Origin of the sequence: Aquabacterium sp., assembly GCF_049317225.1 — a bacterium.
Classification (GTDB): Bacteria; Pseudomonadota; Gammaproteobacteria; order Burkholderiales; family Burkholderiaceae_C; genus Aquabacterium.
This window is the reverse complement of the sequence record NZ_JBMOIR010000004.1, coordinates 71,445-92,979: the sequence shown is the minus strand read 5'-3', so window position 1 is coordinate 92,979 and position 21,535 is coordinate 71,445. Positions and strand designations below refer to the sequence as shown.

The 21,535-nt window shown below is 62.2% G+C and carries 15 protein-coding genes; 10 read left to right on the top strand and 5 right to left on the bottom strand.

Translation table 11 applies throughout. The features are described 5' to 3' along the window. Window positions 1-61 precede the first annotated feature (61 nt). The 3 genes from ACOYNB_RS04765 to ACOYNB_RS04755 are packed head-to-tail and all read left to right on the top strand — an operon-like array spanning window position 62 to window position 4,035. Window positions 62-1,708, top strand: a complete 1,647-nt coding sequence (locus ACOYNB_RS04765; protein ID WP_422837985.1) for an acyl-CoA synthetase — start codon at window positions 62-64, stop codon at window positions 1,706-1,708. A gap of 42 nt (window positions 1,709-1,750) precedes the next feature. Beyond that, window positions 1,751-3,316 carry a malonate--CoA ligase gene (locus ACOYNB_RS04760; RefSeq protein ID WP_422837984.1) on the top strand — a complete coding sequence of 522 codons (1,566 nt, stop codon included), beginning with the start codon at window positions 1,751-1,753 and terminating at the stop codon, window positions 3,314-3,316. Then, a complete protein-coding gene (locus ACOYNB_RS04755) occupies window positions 3,313-4,035 on the top strand; it encodes a hypothetical protein (protein WP_422837983.1) in 723 nt (240 codons plus the stop codon). The genes ACOYNB_RS04760 and ACOYNB_RS04755 overlap by 4 nt, the downstream gene beginning before the upstream one ends. 78 nt (window positions 4,036-4,113) lie before the next feature. On the opposite strand, the gene ACOYNB_RS04750 is transcribed toward ACOYNB_RS04755, so the two are convergent. Continuing rightward, on the bottom strand, window positions 4,114-4,995 hold the full coding sequence (locus tag ACOYNB_RS04750; protein WP_422837982.1) for an acyltransferase: 882 nt from the start codon (window positions 4,993-4,995) through the stop codon (window positions 4,114-4,116). 186 nt (window positions 4,996-5,181) lie between these two features. On the opposite strand from ACOYNB_RS04750, the gene ppk2 reads away from it, so the two are divergent. From ppk2 to ACOYNB_RS04735, 3 genes are all read left to right on the top strand, one after another. Next, entirely contained in the window at window positions 5,182-6,105 is a 924-nt protein-coding gene (ppk2, locus tag ACOYNB_RS04745) for a polyphosphate kinase 2 (protein ID WP_422837981.1), read from the top strand. Between the two features lie 126 nt (window positions 6,106-6,231). Beyond that, window positions 6,232-7,083, top strand: coding sequence for an NAD-binding protein (locus ACOYNB_RS04740; protein ID WP_422837980.1), 852 nt, complete (start codon window positions 6,232-6,234; stop codon window positions 7,081-7,083). Window positions 7,084-7,147: 64 nt separating this feature from the next. Beyond that, a complete protein-coding gene (locus ACOYNB_RS04735) occupies window positions 7,148-8,986 on the top strand; it encodes an ABC transporter ATP-binding protein (RefSeq protein ID WP_422837979.1) in 1,839 nt (612 codons plus the stop codon). On the opposite strand, the gene ACOYNB_RS04730 is transcribed toward ACOYNB_RS04735, so the two are convergent. Beyond that, window positions 8,974-11,124 carry a putative bifunctional diguanylate cyclase/phosphodiesterase gene (locus tag ACOYNB_RS04730; protein WP_422837978.1) on the bottom strand — a complete coding sequence of 717 codons (2,151 nt, stop codon included), beginning with the start codon at window positions 11,122-11,124 and terminating at the stop codon, window positions 8,974-8,976. The two genes, ACOYNB_RS04735 and ACOYNB_RS04730, sit on opposite strands and share 13 nt — an antisense overlap. A 176-nt stretch (window positions 11,125-11,300) precedes the next feature. Next, window positions 11,301-12,245: a Tim44 domain-containing protein gene (locus ACOYNB_RS04725; protein ID WP_422837976.1), complete on the bottom strand. Its 945-nt coding sequence runs from the start codon at window positions 12,243-12,245 to the stop codon at window positions 11,301-11,303. 120 nt (window positions 12,246-12,365) lie between these two features. Here ACOYNB_RS04725 and dbpA point away from each other — a divergent pair, with 120 nt between their 5' ends. Next, window positions 12,366-13,784 (top strand): ATP-dependent RNA helicase DbpA, encoded by a 1,419-nt coding sequence (gene dbpA, locus ACOYNB_RS04720; protein WP_422837975.1) that lies wholly within the window; start codon window positions 12,366-12,368, stop codon window positions 13,782-13,784. Between the two features lie 90 nt (window positions 13,785-13,874). Next, window positions 13,875-16,364 (top strand): YgiQ family radical SAM protein, encoded by a 2,490-nt coding sequence (locus ACOYNB_RS04715; RefSeq protein ID WP_422837974.1) that lies wholly within the window; start codon window positions 13,875-13,877, stop codon window positions 16,362-16,364. A 16-nt stretch (window positions 16,365-16,380) separates the two neighbouring features. Here ACOYNB_RS04715 and ACOYNB_RS04710 read toward each other — a convergent pair whose 3' ends face one another. Next, on the bottom strand, window positions 16,381-17,640 hold the full coding sequence (locus tag ACOYNB_RS04710) for a hypothetical protein (protein WP_422837973.1): 1,260 nt from the start codon (window positions 17,638-17,640) through the stop codon (window positions 16,381-16,383). A gap of 229 nt (window positions 17,641-17,869) precedes the next feature. Between ACOYNB_RS04710 and ACOYNB_RS04705 the strand changes: the two genes are divergently transcribed. Further along, entirely contained in the window at window positions 17,870-19,411 is a 1,542-nt protein-coding gene (locus ACOYNB_RS04705) for a methyl-accepting chemotaxis protein (RefSeq protein WP_422837972.1), read from the top strand. Here ACOYNB_RS04705 and ACOYNB_RS04700 read toward each other — a convergent pair whose 3' ends face one another. Next, window positions 19,412-20,656: an MgtC/SapB family protein gene (locus ACOYNB_RS04700; RefSeq protein ID WP_422837971.1), complete on the bottom strand. Its 1,245-nt coding sequence runs from the start codon at window positions 20,654-20,656 to the stop codon at window positions 19,412-19,414. A gap of 106 nt (window positions 20,657-20,762) precedes the next feature. Here ACOYNB_RS04700 and minC point away from each other — a divergent pair, with 106 nt between their 5' ends. After that, window positions 20,763-21,527, top strand: a complete 765-nt coding sequence (minC, locus tag ACOYNB_RS04695; protein ID WP_422837970.1) for a septum site-determining protein MinC — start codon at window positions 20,763-20,765, stop codon at window positions 21,525-21,527. Window positions 21,528-21,535 lie beyond the last annotated feature (8 nt).

Genomic DNA, 21,535 nt, shown 5'->3' with positions numbered 1-21,535 from the left:
GACCGATACCTCATGCGGGTAAATCGGGGCACGATCTTGGCTTCCCAAAAGGAGCCCTTTCATGTCCGACATCTTTTCGCAAGACCTGCCGAAAAACGACGCGAACTTCGCTGCACTGACCCCGCTGTCCTACATCGAGCGCTCGGCGCTGGTCTACCCCGACCGCGTGGCCATCATTCACGGCGCGCTGACGCAAACCTGGTCTGAAACCTACACCCGCTGCCGCCGACTCGCCAGCGCGCTGCAGCAACGCGGCATCGGCAAAGGTGACACCGTGGCGGTCATGCTGCCCAACACGCCCCCCATGGTGGAAGCCCACTTTGGCGTGCCGATGTCGGGCGCGGTGCTCAACACGCTCAACACCCGCCTGGACGCCGAAGCACTGGCCTTCATGCTGGACCATGGCGAAGCCAAAGCCATCATCGTGGACCCCGAGTTCTCCGCCGTGATGAGCCGAGCGCTGGGCATGCGCCAAAGCAAGCACCCGGTGCTGATCATCGACACGGAAGACGCCCTGTATGGCGGCACCGTCAAGCACATCGGAAGTGTCACGTATGACGATCTGCTGGCCAGCGGCTACCCCGACTTTGCCTGGCAGTTCCCGACCGACGAGTGGGATGCCATCGCGCTGAACTACACCTCGGGCACCACCGGCAACCCCAAGGGCGTGGTCTATCACCATCGGGGTGCGGCGCTCAACGCTGTGTCCAACATTCTGGAATGGGACATGCCCAAGCACGCGGTCTACCTGTGGACCCTGCCCATGTTCCACTGCAACGGCTGGTGCTTCCCCTGGACGGTGGCTGCGCGTGCCGGCGTCAACGTCTGCTTGCGCCGCGTGGACCCCAAGTCCATATTCGACGCCATCCGAACCCACAAGGTCACGCACTACTGTGCGGCGCCCATCGTGCACTCGGCCATGCTGGCTGCCCCCGCCGACATTCGCCAAGGCGTGCCCCATCAGGTCAAGGCCATGGTGGCGGGTGCCGCCCCGCCTGCCGCCATGATCGAAGGCATGGAACAAATGGGCTTTGACCTGACCCACGTGTACGGCCTCACCGAGATCTATGGTCCGGCCTCGGTCTGCGTCAAGCACGATGCCTGGTCCGACCTGGACGTGGGTGAACGCGCCCGACTGAATGCACGCCAGGGCGTCAATTACCACCTGCAACGCAGCGTGTCCGTGCTGGACCCGTTGACCATGCAGCCCGTGCCGGCTGATGGCGAGACCATGGGTGAAATCATGTTCCGCGGCAACATCACCATGAAGGGCTACCTGAAGAACCCGAAAGCCACCGAAGACGCGTTTGCCGGCGGCTGGTTCCACACGGGCGATCTGGCCGTCATCTACCCCGATGGCTACGTGAAGATCAAGGACCGCAGCAAGGACATCATCATCTCGGGCGGCGAGAACATCTCGTCCATTGAGGTGGAAGATGTGCTGTACCGGCACCCGGCCGTGATGGCCGCGGCAGTCGTGGCCAAGCCCGACCCGAAATGGGGTGAAACGCCCTGCGCCTTCATCGAACTGAAAGCCGGCGCCGATGTCACCGTGGACGACATCATCGCCCACTGCAAAGCGCATCTGGCCGGCTTCAAGGTGCCCAAGGCCATCGTGTTTGGCGAACTGCCCAAGACCTCGACCGGCAAGATTCAGAAGTACGAATTGCGCAAAGTGGCAGGCTCAGCACAAGCCATCGACGTCTGACCGCCAGGCCCGCCGCACACAGGGCCCAAAGGAACGCTGCTCATGAATCTGTTTCACGCCCTGCGTGCGGCTTGGCCCGCCACCGATCAAGACCCTGCCATCTTCTGTGAGGATGGGCGGGCCTACACTTGGCGCGATCTGGAACGCGCCACGGCCATGCTGGCCAACCTGCTCGACAGCCTGCACCTGCAAGGCGTGGACGATCGACCCCCGGTGGTGGCGGCGCATGTCGACAAGTCGGTCGAGTCGCTCTTGCTGTACCTCGCCACCTTGCGCGCTGGTTGCACCTACCTGCCCCTGAACCCGGCCTACCGCGCCGCCGAGCTGGAATACTTTGTGGGCGATGCCCAACCGGCCGTTCTGGTCTGCCGTCCCGAGGACCAGGAATGGGTCATTCCGATTGCCGCACACGGTGGCGTGGACCACCTGTTCACCCTAGGCACTGACCGCACCGGCAGCCTGCTGACACACGCCAGCCTGCACAGCGATCGCCACGCCGTGGCAGACCGCCAGCCCGGCGACCTCGCGGCGATTCTGTACACCTCGGGCACCACTGGCCGCAGCAAGGGGGCCATGCTCTCGCACGGCAACCTCTTGAGCAATGCTCGCACGCTGCTGCGCTACTGGGACTGGCGCTATGACGACTGCCTGGTTCACGCGCTACCCATCTTTCACATTCATGGCTTGTTTGTGGCGTGCCACTGCGCGCTGCTGGCGGGCACCCCCATGCGCTGGCTCAACAAGTTTGAACCGGCCTCGGTGCTGAGCACCATCGCCGACTCGCGCCCACCGCAAGCCACGCTGTTCATGGGCGTGCCCACGATGTACGTGCGCCTGCTGCAAGCCCCCGAACTCACCGCCGAGACCACACGGCACATGCGTTTGTTCATCAGCGGTTCAGCACCGCTGCTGGCGGCCACCCACGAAGCCTTTGCCCAGCGAACGGGCCACACCATCCTAGAACGCTACGGCATGAGCGAAACCGGCATGTTGTGCTCCAACCCCTGCCGCCCCGCAGATGGCCTGCGCGTGACCGGCAGCGTGGGACGCCCCCTGCCAAGCGTGCAGGTGCGAATCGTGGATGGTGCGGGAGCGGTGCGCACCACCGATGCCATTGGCGAAGTGGAGGTTCGCGGCCCCAACGTCTTCTCAGGCTACCTGGGCATGCCGGACAAGACCGCCGAGTCCTTCACCGCGGATGGCTGGTTCAAAACCGGCGATGTCGGACATGTGGACGCCCTCGGTTACGTCCACCTCTCAGGCCGAGCCAAAGATCTGATCATCAGCGGCGGCTTCAATGTCTACCCGGCAGAAATCGAAAGTGCCATCGACAAGCTCCCCGGGGTTGCCGAATCGGCTGTGGTGGGCGTGCCGCATCCGGACTTCGGAGAAGGCGTGATTGCGATTGTTGTCCCTGAATCAGGTCAGACACTGGAGGAAGCTGCGATCATTCGGCATCTCAAAGACACGATGGCCAACTTCAAGGTTCCCAAGCGCGTCTTTGTCCAAGCTGAATTGCCTCGCAACGCCATGGGCAAGGTCCAGAAAACCTTGCTTCGCCAAGCGTGGCAGCACACCTTCAAATCACCTGAACACACAACGCAATGAAGCAAGTCTGGATTGTGAGCGGCCTGGTGGCTGCAGCCTTGGGCGTGAGCGCCCTGATCGTGGCAGGGGGGCAGCTGTTTCAAAAGCCTGACCCGGCCGCGCAACAAGTGGCCAGTGTGCTGCCCTGGCAAATTGAGGTGCTGCCCAATGGCGCCAGCCGCGTGATGGGACTCACATTGGGCCCCGCAGGACAAGCCAGCACGCTGGCCGACGCCCGACAGCGCTGGGGTCAGGACATGGAAGTGGCCATCATCGCGGCCCCTGGTGAAGCCGGCATGCTGGAGGCCTTTGTCGACCCCGCCTCAGCCGGTTTCATCACTGGCAAAGTGGTGTTGACTGCCGACCTGCCGGCCGATGTCATCAAAGGCATGCGTGACCGCGCCCTGAAGGCCGAGTTCATGGAAAGCACCACCCGCAAGTACAAACTCACGCCCGAAGATCTGGCTGATGCCATGAAGGCACCGTTGATTGCCATGAGCTTCATTCCGCAGGCCAATCTGGATGAAGCCACCGTCCTGGCACGTTTCGGGCAACCGGCTGAGCGCGTGCGCAGCAACGGGCACCTGGAGCACTTTCTCTACCCCGCGCACGGCCTGGACCTGTCTCTGGACACCGAAGGCAAGGAATTGCTGCAATACGTGGCCCCGGCTCAGTTTGATCGCCTGGTCAAGCCCCTGAAGGCTGCACCCGCCGCCTCTGCGGCATCAGCGGGAACCTGAAGCCACTGACACCCCCATCAACAAAAAGGCCGGGTGCTGGACAGCGACCCGGCCTTTTTCATGGTCTCGTGCCAGCGATCACTGGCGGGAGAAACTTGCCTTGATCTCCGTGATCTCGCGATCCTTGGCAGTCCACATTTCATCCACCCAGGCTTGCACCACCTGACGCGAAGCAGGTTCACCCTTCTCGTTGAGCAGCACGCTCTTGGGGATGGGCACTTCACGCACCTTGACCACCACCTCTTCCAGGTTGCCAGTCAGCAAATCGGTGAAGGTGGGGATGCCATGTGGGTACACGATGGTCACGTCCACCAGACAGTTGAACATGTCACCCATGGTTTCCAGCGCCATGCACACGCCACCGGTTTTGGCCTTGAGCAGGTTTTGGTACGGCGACTTCTGCTGGGCGTGCTTGCCCTTGGTGAAGCGGGTACCTTCCATGAAGCTGATCACCGAGGTAGGGATGACACGGAACTTCTCACAGGCCTTGCGAGCGGTCTCCAGATCTTTCTGCGCGCTGGCACCGCCACGACGCTTCATGAACGGAAAATCCAGGGCCCACCAGCACAGGCCGATGATGGGCACATAGATCAACTCGTGCTTGATGAAAAACTTCAGCAGGGGAATGCGGCGGTTGAACACCCATTGCAGCACCAGGATGTCGACCCAGCTTTGGTGGTTGGAACTGACCAGATACCAACCTTGATAGGGGAACTGGTCATGTCCGGATACATGCCAGCGCGTGCGCCCCACGGTGTTCATCCAGAAACAGTTCACACCAATCCAGGTTTCGGCGATGGTCCGCAGGCCCGTGTCGCAAATCTTGCGAACAAAGGTAAAGGGCAACAAGAGCTTGGCAATCACAAAGGGGATCATCAATGTGAAGCCCACCACAGTGTTGACCGCCAGCACCACAGAGGCGAACGTCGCCTTGCAGAAACGGGTAATGCTTTGAATCATGAGTAAACGGAGCGACAGACGCTCCCGGTTGGATGCATGAGGACGAGATTATGTGCACAGATGTGCATTAATGGAGTGTCACCGCCTGACCACGCGTTTCCGAGCGATCTGCTCACGTGTTCATGCTGAGGACATATCTTTATGGCAATGTGAAAAATTAACCGTTCAACCTGTACCGAGTCCCGCATGAGCCCGAATCCCAAACAGCAGAACATCGACGCCGACCTGATCCGCCGCCTGCAAGAGGACGTGATCGACAGCTACGACGAAGAGCTGGAGATGGAGATTGATGACCGGCTGCAAGATGGTATCGCTCAACCTCAGAGCGAGGAAGACCGTCGCATGCGGCAGGTGTACTTCCGAGAGCTGTTTCGCCTGCAAGGCGAGCTGGTCAAGTTGCAGGATTGGGTGGTACACAGCGGCCAACGTGTCGTGGTGATTTTTGAGGGGCGCGATGCTGCAGGCAAGGGCGGCGCCATCAAGCGCATCACCCAGCGCCTGAACCCCCGCGTGTGCCGCGTGGCAGCCCTGCCCGCCCCCAACGACCGTGAAAAGACCCAGTGGTACTTCCAGCGCTATGTGGCGCACCTTCCCGCTGCCGGTGAAATCGTGCTGTTTGACCGCAGCTGGTACAACCGCGCTGGCGTGGAAACCGTGATGGGCTTTTGCTCCGACGACGAACTGGAAGAGTTTTTCCGCTCGGTGCCCGAGTTTGAAAAGATGCTGGTGCGCAGCGGCATCCGCGTCATCAAGTACTGGTTCTCGATCACCGACGAAGAGCAGAACATCCGCTTCCTGGGTCGCATCCACGACCCGCTCAAGCAATGGAAGCTCAGCCCGATGGACCTGGAAAGCCGTCGGCGCTGGGAAGACTACACCCGCGCCAAGGAAGTGATGCTGGAGCGCACCCACATCCCCGAAGCACCCTGGTGGGTGGTGCAGGCCGTTGACAAGAAACGTGCCCGGCTCAACTGCATCAGCCACCTGCTGTCGCAGTTCGATTACCACGAAGTCGACCATGAGCCCGTAATCCTGCCCGAGCGCGAACGGCGCGAGGACTACATCCGCCACCCGGTGCCAGACGAGCTGATCGTGCCTCAGATTTACTGAGTTCGCGAAAAAATGCCCGCCCCATGCGGGTCTGCCCCTTGTCCGAAAGCCCGAGTCAAGGCATAGACTGGGCTCGTCTCGGTGTTGCGTGGGAGGTTCCCCGTGCAGGCAAGCCGCTCAACTTGGGTGCAAAGGTTCATCCGCTTGATGGCGGTGGCACGCTACCGCTTCATCGTCGAGTTGACGGGCGTGTTTGTCGTGGTCTGGCTGGCGTGCGCCGGGCTGATCTACGTCTTCGAGGTCAGCCACAGCCCTCGCATCCACACGTTTTCTGACGCCACCTACGGCCTGCTGGTCACGATGACCACCTCGGGCGATTCCGCCGTCGCACCGCAAACCGACGCCGGGCGCATGGTCATGGGCCTGGCCGTCATCGTGTCCAAATTGCTGACCGCGTTGCTGTGTGCGCTGGCCGCGGCCGTCCTCATCGAGCGCAAAGTCCGAGAAGACATGGGGTTGACTATGCACCGCCTGCACCACCACATCGTGATCATCGGCTGGAATCTCAAGGGACCGCACATCGTTCAGACGCTGCGAGCCGATGCCCAGTACGCCCATGCACCTGTGCTGGTCATGGCAGACCTGGAGCACAAACCGATCGACGACCCCTTGCTGACCTTCACGCGCTCGCCATACCCCATCCGAGGCGAGGCCATTGAACGCGCCAGCCTGCCGCAAGCCGACACGGTGGTGGTGCTGGCGAATTACGGTGAGAAGCAAAATGCCGATGCCCTGACGGCGGTGAACTGCCTGGTGGCGCGACAACATGCGCCCAGCGCCCGGATCATCGCCGAACTGCTCGATCCAGCGCAGCGCCCTTACCTGGAAGCGGCCGGCGCCAACCTCGTGATCGGCATTGGCGAAATTGGTGGGTTCCTGTTGGCCGAAGCCACCATCGGCAACGAGCAAGCACGCCAACTGCTGAGTTACCTGGCGGCATCCAACCACAAGCAACCGCGCTCGATTCAAGCCCCTTGACGCCACAGCACCGTTCAAAAGCGGTACGCTTGACCGTTTCAGACGCTGCTGCGGAGCCCTGTTTGTGCTGAGTTGGTTCGAGAACCTCGTTCACCCCTATCCCGACACCCCACCTGCCACGCCACCTAAGGGCTTCTCCGCCTTCATCTGGGCGGGTACGCAGGGCATGCGCCCCTTTCTGCTCGGGATGACGCTGCTGACGGCCCTGATCGGTGCCTTCGAGGCCTTGCTGTTCAACATGCTGGGCAGCATCGTGAACTGGCTCAGCGCCGTGCCACCGCAGCAACTGTGGACACAAGCCAGCGACAAGTTGCTGATGCTCGCCGGCATCCTGCTGGCCAGTCCGCTGGCGGTGTGGCTCCAAACCACGCTCAAACATCAAACCCTGGCGGGTAACTTCCCGATGAAGTTGCGCTGGAACTTCCATCGCCTCATGCTGGGTCAAAGCATGAGCTTTTACCAGGACGAGTTCGCAGGGCGGGTCGCCACCAAGGTGATGCAGACCGCCCTGGCTGTGCGCGACACCTGCTTCATCGTGGGCGACATCCTGATTTTTGTGGGCATCTACTTCCTGACCATGACTGCGGTGGTCGGCAGTTTCGATCTGACCCTCGTCCTGCCCTTCCTGGGCTGGCTGGCCCTGTATGTGCTGTCGGTGAGCTACTTTGTGCCGCGACTCAGCCGCATGGCTCGGGCACAGTCAGATGCCCGTTCGCTGATGACCGGCCGCATCACCGATGCGTACACCAACATCGCCACGGTCAAGCTGTTTTCACATGCCAACCGTGAGGCCGGCTACGCCCGATCGGCCATGCAGGACTTCATGGCCACCGTGCACGGCCAGATGCGTCTGGTCAGTGGCTTCGAGGTGGTCAACCACACCCTGAGCATGCTGCTGATTCTCTCGACCGCCGGCATGACCCTGTGGTTGTGGACGCAAGGTCAGGTGGGCATTGGCGCAGTCGCCGCGGCCACCGCCATGGCCCTGCGCCTCAACGGCATCTCGCACTGGATGATGTGGGAAGTGGCCATGCTGTTCGAGCATGTGGGCACCGTGCAGGATGGCATCAACACCCTGTCGCGCCCCCACACCGTGGTCGATGTTCCCAACGCCACCCCACTACACGTGCCCCACGGCGAAATCCGTTTCGAGGACGTGAGCTTCGGATACGGCGGTGATCGCACCGTCATCGATCACCTGAACCTGCACATTCGCCCCGGAGAAAAAATTGGCGTAGTAGGCCGCTCGGGTGCGGGCAAGTCCACCATCGTGAACCTGCTGCTGCGTTTCTACGATGTGCCACAGGGTCGCATCCTGATCGATGGGCAGGACATCGCCCAGGTCACGCAAGACAGCTTGCGTGCACAAATCGGCATGGTCACGCAGGACACATCCCTGTTGCACCGCTCGGTGCGAGACAACATCCTGTACGGTCGACCCGACGCATCGGATGAGGCCATGGTGCAAGCCGCCATCCGCGCCGAGGCCCATGAGTTCATTCAGTCGCTCAGTGACCCGAAGGGCCGCACGGCCTACGACGCGCACGTGGGCGAACGCGGCGTCAAGTTGTCTGGCGGTCAGCGCCAGCGCATAGCGATTGCGCGCGTCATGCTGAAAGACGCGCCGATCTTGTTGCTGGACGAAGCCACCAGCGCGCTGGATTCGGAGGTCGAAGCCGCCATTCAGGCCAGTCTGTACTCGCTGATGGAAGGCAAGACCGTGGTGGCCATTGCGCACCGCTTGTCCACCATTGCCGCCATGGACCGCCTGATCGTGCTGGATCAGGGGCGCATCGCAGAAGAAGGCTCACACCACGAATTGCTGGCGCGCGGTGGGTTGTATGCCCGACTCTGGGCCCATCAAAGCGGCGGCTTCCTGGCCGCCGACGATCACACCGACTGACGGTTGTGCTGATCCCACCATTGCTCGAAGGCCTCGGCGGACATGGGACGAGCCACCCAATAGCCTTGGGCCTCGTCACACCCAAGCGCCTGAAGCTGTTTCATCATGCCCTCGGTTTCAACGCCCTCGGCGATGGTGGACAAGCCCAAGCCCGCGGCCATCTGGATGATGGCGCGCACAATGGCGACCTCGTCGGGGTGTAACTCCAGGTCGTGCACAAAACTCTGGTCAATCTTGAGCTTGTCCACCGAAAACCGCTTCAGGTAGGACAAGCTGGAGTAGCCCGTCCCGAAATCGTCGATCGCCAGTCGTACCCCCAAACCCTTCAGCTGCATCAGCCGTGACTGCACGTTTTCCGGATCACTGATCAGCACCGACTCCGTCAGTTCCAACTCCAGCAAGGAGGGCGGCAAGCCGGACGCCTCCAGTGCCGAAGCCACCACCTGCTCGACATCGCCTCGCTTGAACTGCACGGCCGAGAGATTCACAGCCATGGCCACGTCATCCAGCCCGGATCGGTACCAGATGGCGGCCTGACGACAGGCCTCGCGCATCACCCATTCACCGATGGGCACGATCAGGCCACTGTCTTCGGCCACAGGGATGAACTTGGCTGGCGACACGAAGCCCTTGTCCGGGTGCTTCCAGCGCAGCAAGGCTTCCAGCCCAACCAATTTGCCCGTGATCAAGTTGACCTGGGGTTGGTACACCAGCTGGAGCTGATGGGCCTGCAAGGCATGACGCAAACCATTGCGGATGTCGAGCTTTTCCAGTGAGGCCGCATTCATCGCCTCGTCGTAAAAACGCCAAGTGTTGCGTCCTTCTTCCTTGGCGCGGTACATGGCGGTATCAGCCTGCTGCATCAGGGCGTCAAACTCTTCCCTGTCACCGGGGTAAATCGCAATCCCGGCCGACGCCGATGTCGTCAACTCCTGCCCTTCCAGCATGATCGGCTGCCCCACACGTTCGATCAATTTCCCAACCAGGGCCCCCACCTCATCCGCATGCTGAACGTCCTTGAGGATCAGCAAAAATTCATCGCCACCTTGGCGACTGACCGTATCCCCACCACGCACACTGGCAACCAGGCGATGCGCCACCTCGCACAGCAACTGATCGCCCGCAGCGTGCCCCAAAGAATCATTGATGTTCTTGAAGTGATCCAGGTCCAAAAAGACCAGCGCCACACTGTTTCCGTGGCGGCGAGCGTCGGCCGCAGCCTGGAGAAAACGATCCCGCGCCAGCTCGCGATTCGGCAACTGCGTCAAGGCGTCGTGATAGGCCAGGAACGACGCCCGCTTTTCAGCCTCCCGGCGCTCCTGCACTTCAAACTGCAGCAGGCGGTATGGCTCGCGCACCGCAGTGACAAAGACCGCCCGATAGATGAAGAAATAGGCAATGATCTTGTACACATGCCCCATGAGCATGAACACGTCACCCACGTGCGTGTACAGCGTGACGCACAACTCTGACAACACGGTGATCAGTGCTGCCGCGCACAAATCGGTGACGCTGTAGGCCCGATGACGCACTTCACTGCGACAGAACAGAACCGCAGCCGCCAATGTCACCATGACCACGCCATATTCAAGGACCACCTTGAAAGGCGTCAGCCCCACCCCAGCCACAAAAGTTGAAGGCCAGACCTCGGGCGCAAACAGGTTCACCGCATAAACGGCGATCGTCAGCGTCAAGGCGCCAGCCAGCAACCCGTTGCGCTGAGCGTCAGAAATGGGCCCGGCATCAGGCTGCAATGCCACACACAGCAAGGTGGCAGCGCCCACATACCGCGCAACCAGCCAGAAATGAATGGCCTTTTCGATGCCGGAAGGCGTGACGAAGTCCGGCATGCCGTTATAGGACAGCACGTGTCCCACATCGATCAGGCCGACCGCCAGAAACCCACAAGCAAGCTTGGCCACGTTGGCTGGCAACAGGCCATTGTTGGCGTGCCAGGCGACAAAGAAAACCAAGAGGGCGGCCACGATGGCCGCAAATTCGGTGAAGGTGTGTAACGCCACCGGAAAAACGTGCTGTGGTGCGAGGCCTGACCACTCTGCAGGCCAGCGCCATACCAGCACCAACAGCGCCAGCATGCTGAGCAACAGCACACTGGGCAGCCGCCGAAACAGACTCATGTGCCCAGCAAAGGCAGCCGGTGCGACAGCGTCAGAAGAACCTGGGGCCGGGATCGTCATGCAGGAGCGCCACGGCCAGACCGGCTGTCTGTGGCGCAAGGGTTGGACACGTTGCGAATGTTATAAGTCTTTAACCCGTTTACTGCAGTCCGTAGTACCCCGGCACACCAAAAGTGTCAGGCATCCAACGGTGTGATGCCCGCAATCGCCCAGTCGGCGTCGCCTTGCACCGGCTTGACCAGGTGCCACAGTTCATTGAACGGCTGCGCGCCAGCGTTCACCTCTTCACGGATCAGGCCGTGGAAGCGCACGGAAGCCACCCACTGGCCGTTTTCCTGGGCCGTGTCCACCAGTTCAGCGTCCAGTTGCATGACGTCGGTCTGATTGGATGCAGTGCCACGCTCTTGCAGATCAAGGCGCAGAGAGGCAAACAACTCAGGGGTGGTGAACTTGCGCAGGTCCTCGATGTTGCCAGCATCATTGGCGGCCTGCATGCGGATGAAGATCATCTTGGCCACACGCTGAAATCCAGCCGCGTCAAACCCCGCCGGCACGTGCGACAGGTTGCCACCCCCCACGGCATCCGCCGATCCCCCGGCATCACGGTCCATGGTGCGCGCCATCGCCGGCACGTCAGTCGGCGCAGAAGCAGACGGGTACGGTGCACCGGCACCGGCCAACTGCGGCCCCGTTGCCTGAGGCTGTCCCTTGAACTTGCGCATCAACCAGCCCACCACGAACAGCACGGCTACACCCAGCAGGGCCATCATCAGGAAGTTGCCGAAGGCTTCACCCAGGCCGAAATGACTCATCAACGCGGCAATGCCCAAGCCTGCTGCCAAACCGGCAATGGGACCCAGCCAGGATCGTTTCTGCGCAGGCTGAGGCATGCCAGCCGGCTGCGTGGGAGCCTGCTGCTGGCTGGGCTGAGCAGACTTGTTGAATTGGTTGGGGGCCGCGTCAGGGGTGGCGTTGGGTTGCTTGCTGGGCACCGCGCGCTGCATGCCAGCCGGACGACCGCCACCAATCCGCTTGGCTTCCACGTCCATGGAGGTGGTCACCATGCCCACACCGGCCAAAGCCACGACCAGCGTCATCACGCTTTTCTTCAACGTCTTCAAGAGATCAGTCCTTGCCCATTCCGGGCGGTTAACCAAAACAAGTTTGAATATGAGGCCAAAAGCCCCGATATCCAATGCCAGCCACCAGATAAACCCACAGATGCTGCGGATAATCGGGCCATGACCGCCTCTTCGACCCCATCCGCCGATTTCAGTTCCCTGCCACTGAGCGCAGCCATGCAGGAAACCCTGCGCAGCTTGGGCTACCTGGCCATGACGCCCATTCAGGCCGCCAGTCTGCCGCTCACCCTGGCCGGACAGGATCTGATCGCGCAAGCCAAGACCGGCAGTGGCAAAACGGCCGCCTTTGCGCTCCCGCTGCTCCACCGTCTGGACAGCCGCGAGCTGAGCGTGCAGGCCATGGTGCTGTGCCCCACCCGCGAACTGGCCGATCAGGTGTGCCAGGAAATTCGCCGCCTGGCCCGCTTGGAAGCCAACATCAAGGTACTGACTTTGTGTGGTGGCAGCCCCATCCGCCCTCAGGCCGAGAGCCTGGCTTTTGGCGCCCACATCGTGGTGGGCACCCCTGGCCGCATCATGGATCATCTGGAGCGAGACAACCTCGACCTGTCGCAACTGCGCACCCTGGTGCTGGACGAGGCCGACCGCATGCTGGACATGGGCTTCCATGACGACATCGTCAAGGTGGCCCGGCAGTGCCCGAAGGATCGACAGACGCTGCTTTTCTCGGCCACCTACCCGGAAGGCATTGCACAGTTGAGCAAGCAGTTTCTGCGGAATCCCAAGGAAGTGAAGGTGGCATCAACGCACGATGCGGCCAAAATCCGCCAGCACTGGTTCCAGGTGGATGACAGCACCCGACTCGATGCCGTGACCCAACTGCTGTGGCACTTCCGCCCGGCCAATGCCATCGCGTTTTGCAACACCAAGCAGCAATGTCGTGACTTGGTGGATGTGCTGACCGCCCACGGCATCGAAGCCCTGGCCCTGCACGGCGACCTGGAGCAGCGCGACCGCGATCAGGTGCTGATTCAATTCGCCAACCGCAGCGCCACCGTGCTCGTGGCCACCGACGTGGCCGCACGCGGCCTGGACATCGCGCAACTCGAAGCCGTCATCAACGTGGACGTCACGCCCGATGCCGAGGTGCACATCCACCGCATTGGGCGTACCGGCCGAGGCGATGCCGAGGGCCTGGCGCTCAACCTCGCCAGCATGGACGAGATGGGCCGCGTGGGCAAGATCGAGCAATTGCAAGGTCGCGAATCCCAGTGGACCCCGCTGGACAGCCTGCACGCCTCGGGCACCGAGCCGCTGCATGCCCCCATGGTCACCATCCAGATCCTGGGCGGCCGCAAGGAAAAAATCCGCCCTGGCGATGTGCTCGGCGCCCTGACCGGTGCGGCCGGTTTTGAAGGCAAGCAGATCGGCAAAATCAACGTCACCGACTTCCACACCTACGTGGCGGTGGACCGTGACATTGGCCGCCAGGCCGTGGCCAAGCTCAACACCCTGCCCCTCAAGGGCAAGAAGGTGAAGGCGCGCCTGCTGATGGACCTGCGTCAGGACGAGCGCTGATCCCCGCGGCCGGGCAAGGCCTTGCCAAAACATCGCCCCGGATCGGACGTGAACGGCGACAATAGTGGCCTGCCCGCCCCTGTTTCACCCATGTCCGATCTGACGACCGAGTTCGCCGCCCAAGCCGCCATCCCCCGCGCCAAACCCCTCGACAGCTACAAGCCGTTCTGGGCCAAGCGTTTCGGGACGGCGAAATTCCTGCCCACCAGCCGCGCCGAAATGGATGCACTGGGCTGGGACAGTTGCGACATCGTAATTGTGACGGGTGACGCCTACGTCGATCACCCCAGCTTCGGCATGGCCGTGATCGGGCGCGTGCTCGAGAACCAAGGCTTCCGCGTGGGCATCATCGCCCAACCCGACTGGCACAGTGCCGAGCCGTTCAAGGCGCTGGGCAAGCCCAATCTGTTCTGGGGCGTGGCCGCGGGCAACATGGACTCCATGATCAACCGCTACACGGCGGACCGCAAGATCCGCAGTGACGACGCCTACACGCCCGGAGGGCAAGGCGGCGCACGCCCGGATCGCTGCTCGGCGGTGTATGCCCAGCGCTGTCGGGAAGCGTTCAAGGATGTGCCCATCGTCATGGGCGGCATCGAAGCCTCCTTGCGTCGCATCGCACACTATGACTACTGGTCGGACAAGGTGCGCCGCGCCATCCTGATGGACGCGAAGGCTGACCTGCTCGTGTACGGCAACGCCGAGCGTGCCATCGTGGAAGTGGCACACCGCCTGGCCGCGCGCGAGCCCATTGCGTCGATCACCGATGTCCGTGGCACGGCCTTTGTGCGCAAACGCCATGACCCGACGGCCCAAGGATGGTTCGAGCTGGATTCGACCGAAGTCGACCAGCCAGGCCGCATCGATCAGCACATCAACCCCTACCTGACCACGGGCCAACTGGCTGCCGACAACGGCGCCACCTGCGCCATGGAAGAGGCCGGCGCCTTTAACCCGACCCCATCCGATGGCAGCAAGCCCATCCGCATCGTGCCCAACCCGGCGCTGGCGGCCAAAACGCCGGCGAAGCCCCTGCCCGAGCGCAGCGGCAAGATCGTCATGCCCCCGCGGGATCGCACCGTGATCCGCCTGCCCTCTTACGAGCAGGTGAAGGACGACCCGGTGCTGTATGCCCACGCCAACCGCGTGCTGCACCTCGAAACCAACCCCGGCAATGCCCGCGCATTGGTGCAGCGCCACGGCGAAGGCCCGGGGGCGCAAGATGTGTGGATCAACCCGCCCCCCATCCCGCTGACCACGTCCGAAATGGACATGGTGTTTGACCTGCCCTATGCCCGCGCGCCGCACCCCAAGTATGGTGATGCGGTGATTCCGGCGTGGGACATGATCCGCTTCAGTGTGAACATCATGCGCGGCTGCTTTGGCGGTTGCACCTTCTGCTCCATCACCGAGCATGAGGGTCGCATCATCCAGAGCCGCTCGGAAGCCTCGGTGCTCAAGGAAATCGAGGATATCCGAGACAAGGTCAAGGGCTTCACCGGGGTCATCTCCGACCTGGGCGGCCCCACGGCCAACATGTACCGCCTGGGTTGCAGTTCCAAGGCCATTGAAGCCGCGTGCCGCAAGCCGTCTTGCGTGTACCCGACCATTTGCTCGAATCTGCACACCGACCACGGCCCGCTGGTGCGCATGTACCGACGCGCCCGCGCCCTGCCCGGCATCAAGAAGATCCTGATTGGGTCAGGTCTGCGGTATGACCTGGCTGTGCGGGCGCCGGAGTACGTCAAGGAACTGGTCACCCACCACGTGGGCGGCTACCTCAAGATCGCGCCCGAGCACACCGAGCAAGGCCCGCTGTCGAAGATGATGAAGCCAGGCATCGGCACGTACGACCGCTTCAAGCAGATGTTCGAGCAATTCAGCGAAGAAGCCGGCAAGAAGCAGTACCTGATTCCTTACTTCATCGCGGCCCACCCCGGCACCACCGATGAGGACATGATGAACCTGGCCGTCTGGCTCAAGCGCAATGGCTTCAAGGCCGACCAGGTGCAAACGTTCTACCCCAGCCCCATGGCCACGGCGACGGCCATGTACCACTCCGGGCTGAACACGCTCAAGGGCATCAGCCGTCAGCCGGGGCGCGGGGAATCGGTCGACATCGTAAAGGGCGAAAAGCGTCGCCGCCTGCACAAGGCCTTCCTGCGCTACCACGACCCCAACAACTGGCCTTTGCTGCGCGATGCGCTCAAGGCCATGGGTCGCGCCGATCTGATCGGAAACGGACAGCACCACCTGATTCCGACCTACCAGCCCGCCACCGACGGGGGCTACGACAGCGCGCGCCGCAAGAACTCCACCAAGGCCGGCACCAAGACCTCGGTGGTGACGGTGGGACGCGCCAGCGGACAACGTGTGACAGGTCAACGCCATGCCGAAATTGGGGACACCCAGCGTGACCCACGCGATTTACCTCGCGGGTCTGGCGGGCAGCCCCGACGTGGCCAGATCCTCACGCAGCACACCGGCTTGCCGCCTCGACAAACCGGCGCGGGACGTGCGGGCAGCGGGGCATCACGCCCGGCCAGCAAGTCTGCTCGCCCGGTCAAGAAGGGCCGTTGACGGCCCTGCGATGCGTTCAGCGTGAGGCGGCCGCCTTGCGCTGTGCCAGCCATTGCGCGTCGTAGCGATCAATCGCCAGACGCCAGGCAGAGGGATCATTCTGGCGAGGCAGCAGCAACACCAGCACACTGCCAGCCTTGACCCGCGCGGGGCGCACGACCAATTGCATCTCGCCCATGGTGACATGCGTCTCGCGCACCATGCGCCCCATTTCGAGCCCCACACCCACGCGCCCGACCGCCGCCAGAAGATGGTGGCTTTGAGCCGCCATGTCGGCCGCCGGAGCATGAGGGGTCGAAGCCACCACGCTGCGATCAGCCAGCATGAACAAACAGCCATGCGTGCTGTCGGTGCGCGCCACGATCTCTTGCAGATACAGGTCGAACGCCCCCTGCGGCTTGGTCGTGGCCGGTGCCACAGTCTGGTTCACCACCAACAAGGGCGAAGCCAATTGGGCTTCCGGTGATTTGGGGCGGCGGGTCACCGTGACCACATCGGCTGAGGTCACATCGCTCTTGCCCTTGAGGCGACTGGCATCCAGCAGGGGCATGCGACTGCCCACATTGGCCTGTGCATGCCGGTTCCAACTGGCCACCATCAACGCCCACAAGCCACTGGTGGCGGCGGTGGCAGGCCCCACGTCCATCTTCACCCGGGTCTGCTGCCCAAACTCTTCGATGGCCTGCGTCAATTGCGCCTCGCGCTTTTGCGGCAGCACCAGCATCGGCACCAGAATAGAGCGCCGTGCGTGTGTCAAATCGTCCTTCAGGCAGGTCAGCGCCAGTTGTGTTTGCGGCCCCAGGCTTTCGCCAAACAAGACGTGCAGCCCTGCCCACTCGGTCAGTACACGGCTGATGGCAATTTGCTCGGAGGACTCGGTCTGTGCATCGTCCAGATAGATGCGCACCTTGTCGCCGCGTGCCGGGCAATCCACGTAGGTCAGGGTTGCCAGGACGGTCCCAAAGCCTTGGCGCCGCACACTCAACTCTTCGACGGGCAGACTGGTCGTGCGCGCAAAGGCCTCCAAAAATGTGCGGGCAGCACCGCCCCCAAGGTCGCGCAACAACAGATAAGGCGCGCCAGCCAACTCGAAGTGCTGACGCAGTGCCTCGGAAGGGTCACAGACGACAAACATCTCTCTGAGCTTGTCGGACACCTTCTTCCCCAACTCTCGGGACTGCGACGGCTGGTCGGGCTTGTCATCCAGGATTTGAGTGGGCACCTGTGTCGACCCATCACTCGTCCCAGCACCGCCCTTGTCCAAACGCATGTCCATTCCCCGTCCCTTCATTTAATCAATATCGTTTCAGTACATACCCTAATCAGATCAGAGTGTAACAACATGCATCAAACGCAGACGCCTGCCGATATGCCAATGACCATTAAGGGTTTGCAAATAACAATGTTTTTTTCATATGCCTCAAGCCCCCCTTCAGATGACCGATAACACCATGGACGAAAGAGGGAATTACCCCTCAGTCTGCTGGATCCAGGAGTAGCTGTAAATGAAGATGCGTCACGTCCTGCTGAGTTTTGGGATGGCAGGAGCGGTTTTTACGGGCATCGTGGGTGCCGTGGGCGGGATCAGCCTGCGGAGCCTGGGCCAGAGCATGGACAACACGGTCGTGGCCACTCAGGCCACGCAGTACGCCACCTTGGGCGACATGATGCATGAAGGCTTGCGAGGCGATGTCTTTCAGGCACTGATGTACGCCCAGATGGGACAGGTTGCCCCCATCCAGGACGCCATCAAAGAGGCGGACGAGCATGGCAAGGACTTCATCAACTACGTAGAGTCCTTGTCGCGCCTGGAACTGGAACCAGCCATTCTGCGTGACGTGGAAGAAGAGCTCCCAATCGTCAAACGGTACGCGTCCGTCGGGCAGGAAATCTGTCAGCTCGCGGCTCGGGATCCGCAAGCGGCATCGGCCAAGCTGCCAGAGTTCATCAGGCTGTTTGAAGAACTGGAAGGCAAGCAAATCAAAGTCATCAAAGACATTGAGGCGCATGCCAAGGCCACAGACGAAGCCGCCACGGCCGCACGCAGTCGCGCCCACTGGACCATGATCATCACCTCGGTCCTAGGCGCAATCATCCTGTTTGGTGGCGCGCTGGCCATCACGCGCTACCTGATGCGCACGCTCGGTGGCGAGCCCGGCACCGTGCGCCGCCTGCTGCACAAAGTGGCTTCTGGCGATTTGGGTTTCCACGTTCGTGTGGCACCTGGCGACGAGCACAGTCTGGTCGCAGGTCTGGCCGAAATGATCGAACAGTTGCGGGCCACCGTCATGCGCGTGCGCCAGAACGCCGACAGCGTCTCGTCGGCGGCCACGCAGGTGTCCGAGGGCAGCGCAGACCTGTCCAACCGAACGCAGGATCAAGCCGCTGCATTGGAGCGATCGGCATCGGCGTTGGAGCAGTTGTCCAGCACGGTGAACCACAACGCCGAAAGCGCGTCGCAAGCCAGTGAGTTGGCGCACAACGCCAGCCATGTGGCGACGCAAGGTGGTCAGTTGGTGACCCACCTCGTGCAGACCATGCAAGACATCAACCACTCGTCGCAGAAGATTTCCGACATCATCGGGGTGATCGACGGCATCGCCTTCCAGACCAACATCCTGGCCTTGAACGCAGCCGTGGAAGCCGCACGTGCAGGTGAACAGGGCCGAGGCTTCGCCGTGGTCGCAGGCGAAGTGCGCTCGCTGGCACAGCGCAGTGCCGAAGCCGCACGTGAGATCAAGTCACTGATCACGGCCAGCGTGGAACGTGTGGGCACGGGTGCGGAGCAAGCCAATCAGGCCGGCAGCACCATGACCGAAATCGTCAATGCGATCACACGCGTCAGCGACATCATTGGTGAGATCAGCCACGCCAGCCGCGAGCAAACGCTGGGCCTGACCCAAGTGACCGAAGCCGTCACGCAGATGGAGCAAGGCACGCAAAGCAACGCGGCCATGGTGGAAGAGACCGCAGCAGCAGCCGAAAGTCTGCGACGTCAGGCCGAACACCTGTCGCACGCGGTGGCCGTCTTCCAGTTGCAAGGTTGATCAGTTCAGCCACCAGACGGCCGACCACCCCACCATCAGGTTCAGCACCAGCACCATCGTCACGCCCGCGCCAAAACGCCATCCACCAGACAGAGATGCGATGGAAGCGCGGGTGACCCCATTGGCACTCAAAGCCACCATGATGCCTGTCATGAGCAAGGGCGCCGTCAATTTGCCTGCTGCGTACAGCGACATCAGGCTCGCCATGGGCGCATGCGCATCTGCCAGCGCGGCAACCCCTGTGCCCAGCAAAAGGCCACTCACACCGCCTTGCTGAGCCCAGTAAACCAGCACCGAGCCGCCAAACAAGAGCGCAGCCACCATCACCGCCTCTTGCAGACGCAACACAGCATGAGACGCACCTGCAGGCTGTTGCCCGTGCCCGTTTTGCCGCCATAGCAGCACACCCAAGATGAGTGGCACGGAGCCCCCCAGCAACAACAAGGGCCAAATAGCCTGAACCGCTGCCGGGGCCACCACCGAGCCCATCAGCAGGATCTGCACCCATGTGGCCACCATCGACAAAACGGCCGAACACAAGGCCAACCGCAAGGGCACCGTCCCCGCGTGGTACATCCCGGCCATCGAGGCAATCGTCGCCGAGCTCGACACAAAACCGCCTAGCAGTCCGGACAAGGCCAGCCCCGCCCGTGCACCGAGCAAGCGTTTAGCAATGTGACTGGCCGCCTGCATGACCAGAATCAGGATCACCAGCATCAGCACCCGCCTTAGCGACATGTGCCCCAGCCAACTCACGGGCTGACTCGGCAACAGCGGCAACAAGACCAACGCCAGGGCGGCCAGCAAGAGCCCATCATGCAACTCCTGCTCACTCAACCAATGGGTTGCGAAGCGATGCAGGCGTTCTCGGGCCGCCAACACCCCCGCTACGATGGCTGCGCATCCCGCAGCCAGCGCAGGGTGCGCAATGGCCAGCATCCCGATCAATGCCGTCGCGATGAGGGACAACTCCGTGGTCAGTCCCGGATCCTTGGATCGAGAGCGCGCGTAAGCCAGCGCAGCAAGGATGGCAACGCCTGCCAAGGCCACGCTGGCCAGCACGTCCGACACCAGTTGCGCCATGGCGCCCAGCAAGGCGGCCACGGTGAAGGTGCGCAGGCCCGCCGCACTGCGGTCATCGCCCTCGCCTTTGCGTCGCTCGCGCTCCAGGCCAATGAGCAACCCCGAGCCCACCGCCACGGCCAAGCCCACCTGATCTGTTGACAAAAATCCGTTCACGTCCACGTTCAGCCTCACCCTCCCCCTCAAGTATGGCTTGCCCCAGTCTTGCACTCTGCGGAATATGCCCTGCGCTGCCTTAAACTTGAGACTTTCTCCGCGACCGCTGTCCATGTCTGCCGCCACCAACGGAAACGCCTCCGCCCTGTTCGATTTCAAGAGCGCCACGCTCCCGCTGGAAGCCTTTCTGCTGCGCACAGGCAACCTGACCTCGCTCGCGCAGGCTCTCGAAGAGCGTTTTGGTGCCACACCCGACCTCTTCAACGGTGAGCCAGTGGTGATTGACCTGACCCACCTGGCCAGTCTGGATGTGGCGGTGAACTTCCCTGCCCTGATTGATCTGCTGGCCCGCTACAAGATCAAGCCCATTGCCGTGCGCGGTGGCACCGTGTCGCAAACCTACGCAGCCCAGCAGGCTGGTTTGATCGAGGCCCCGGACGGACACGCACCAGCTGCCCGCGTCGAAACCGTGGTGCAAGAGGTGGTGCGCGAAGTCATCCGCGAAGTGCCCGTTGAAGTGCCCGTGCATGTGCCCATGGCGGCCAGCACCATGATCCTCGACAAGCCCCTGCGCTCCGGCCAGCAGATTTACGCCAAAGGCGGCGACCTGATCGTCATGGCCGTGGTCAACCACGGCGCCGAAGTCATTGCCGACGGCTCGATCCACGTCTACGCCCCGCTGCGCGGCAAGGCCATTGCCGGCGCCAAGGGCAACACCGACGCCCGCATCTTCTCTACCTGCATGGAGCCGGAACTGGTTTCCATCGCAGGCACCTATCGCACCACCGACACGCCGCTGCCCACCAATGTGGTGGGCAAGCCTGCCCAGATTCGTCTGGATGGCGATCGCCTGGTGTTCGACCCCATTGAACTCTGATCCAGCAT

What these genes read in the sequence shown, in the direction of transcription:
- ACOYNB_RS04765 (WP_422837985.1), top strand. Translation starts at nt 62, where the DNA reads ATGTCCGACATCTTTTCGCAAGACCTGCCGAAAAACGACGCGAACTTC.
- ACOYNB_RS04760 (WP_422837984.1), top strand. Translation starts at nt 1,751, where the DNA reads ATGAATCTGTTTCACGCCCTGCGTGCGGCTTGGCCCGCCACCGATCAA.
- ACOYNB_RS04755 (WP_422837983.1), top strand. Translation starts at nt 3,313, where the DNA reads ATGAAGCAAGTCTGGATTGTGAGCGGCCTGGTGGCTGCAGCCTTGGGC.
- ACOYNB_RS04750 (WP_422837982.1), bottom strand. Translation starts at nt 4,995, where the DNA reads ATGATTCAAAGCATTACCCGTTTCTGCAAGGCGACGTTCGCCTCTGTG.
- ppk2 (WP_422837981.1), top strand. Translation starts at nt 5,182, where the DNA reads ATGAGCCCGAATCCCAAACAGCAGAACATCGACGCCGACCTGATCCGC.
- ACOYNB_RS04730 (WP_422837978.1), bottom strand. Translation starts at nt 11,124, where the DNA reads ATGAGTCTGTTTCGGCGGCTGCCCAGTGTGCTGTTGCTCAGCATGCTG.
- dbpA (WP_422837975.1), top strand. Translation starts at nt 12,366, where the DNA reads ATGACCGCCTCTTCGACCCCATCCGCCGATTTCAGTTCCCTGCCACTG.
- ACOYNB_RS04715 (WP_422837974.1), top strand. Translation starts at nt 13,875, where the DNA reads ATGTCCGATCTGACGACCGAGTTCGCCGCCCAAGCCGCCATCCCCCGC.
- ACOYNB_RS04710 (WP_422837973.1), bottom strand. Translation starts at nt 17,640, where the DNA reads ATGGACATGCGTTTGGACAAGGGCGGTGCTGGGACGAGTGATGGGTCG.
- ACOYNB_RS04705 (WP_422837972.1), top strand. Translation starts at nt 17,870, where the DNA reads ATGAAGATGCGTCACGTCCTGCTGAGTTTTGGGATGGCAGGAGCGGTT.
- minC (WP_422837970.1), top strand. Translation starts at nt 20,763, where the DNA reads ATGTCTGCCGCCACCAACGGAAACGCCTCCGCCCTGTTCGATTTCAAG.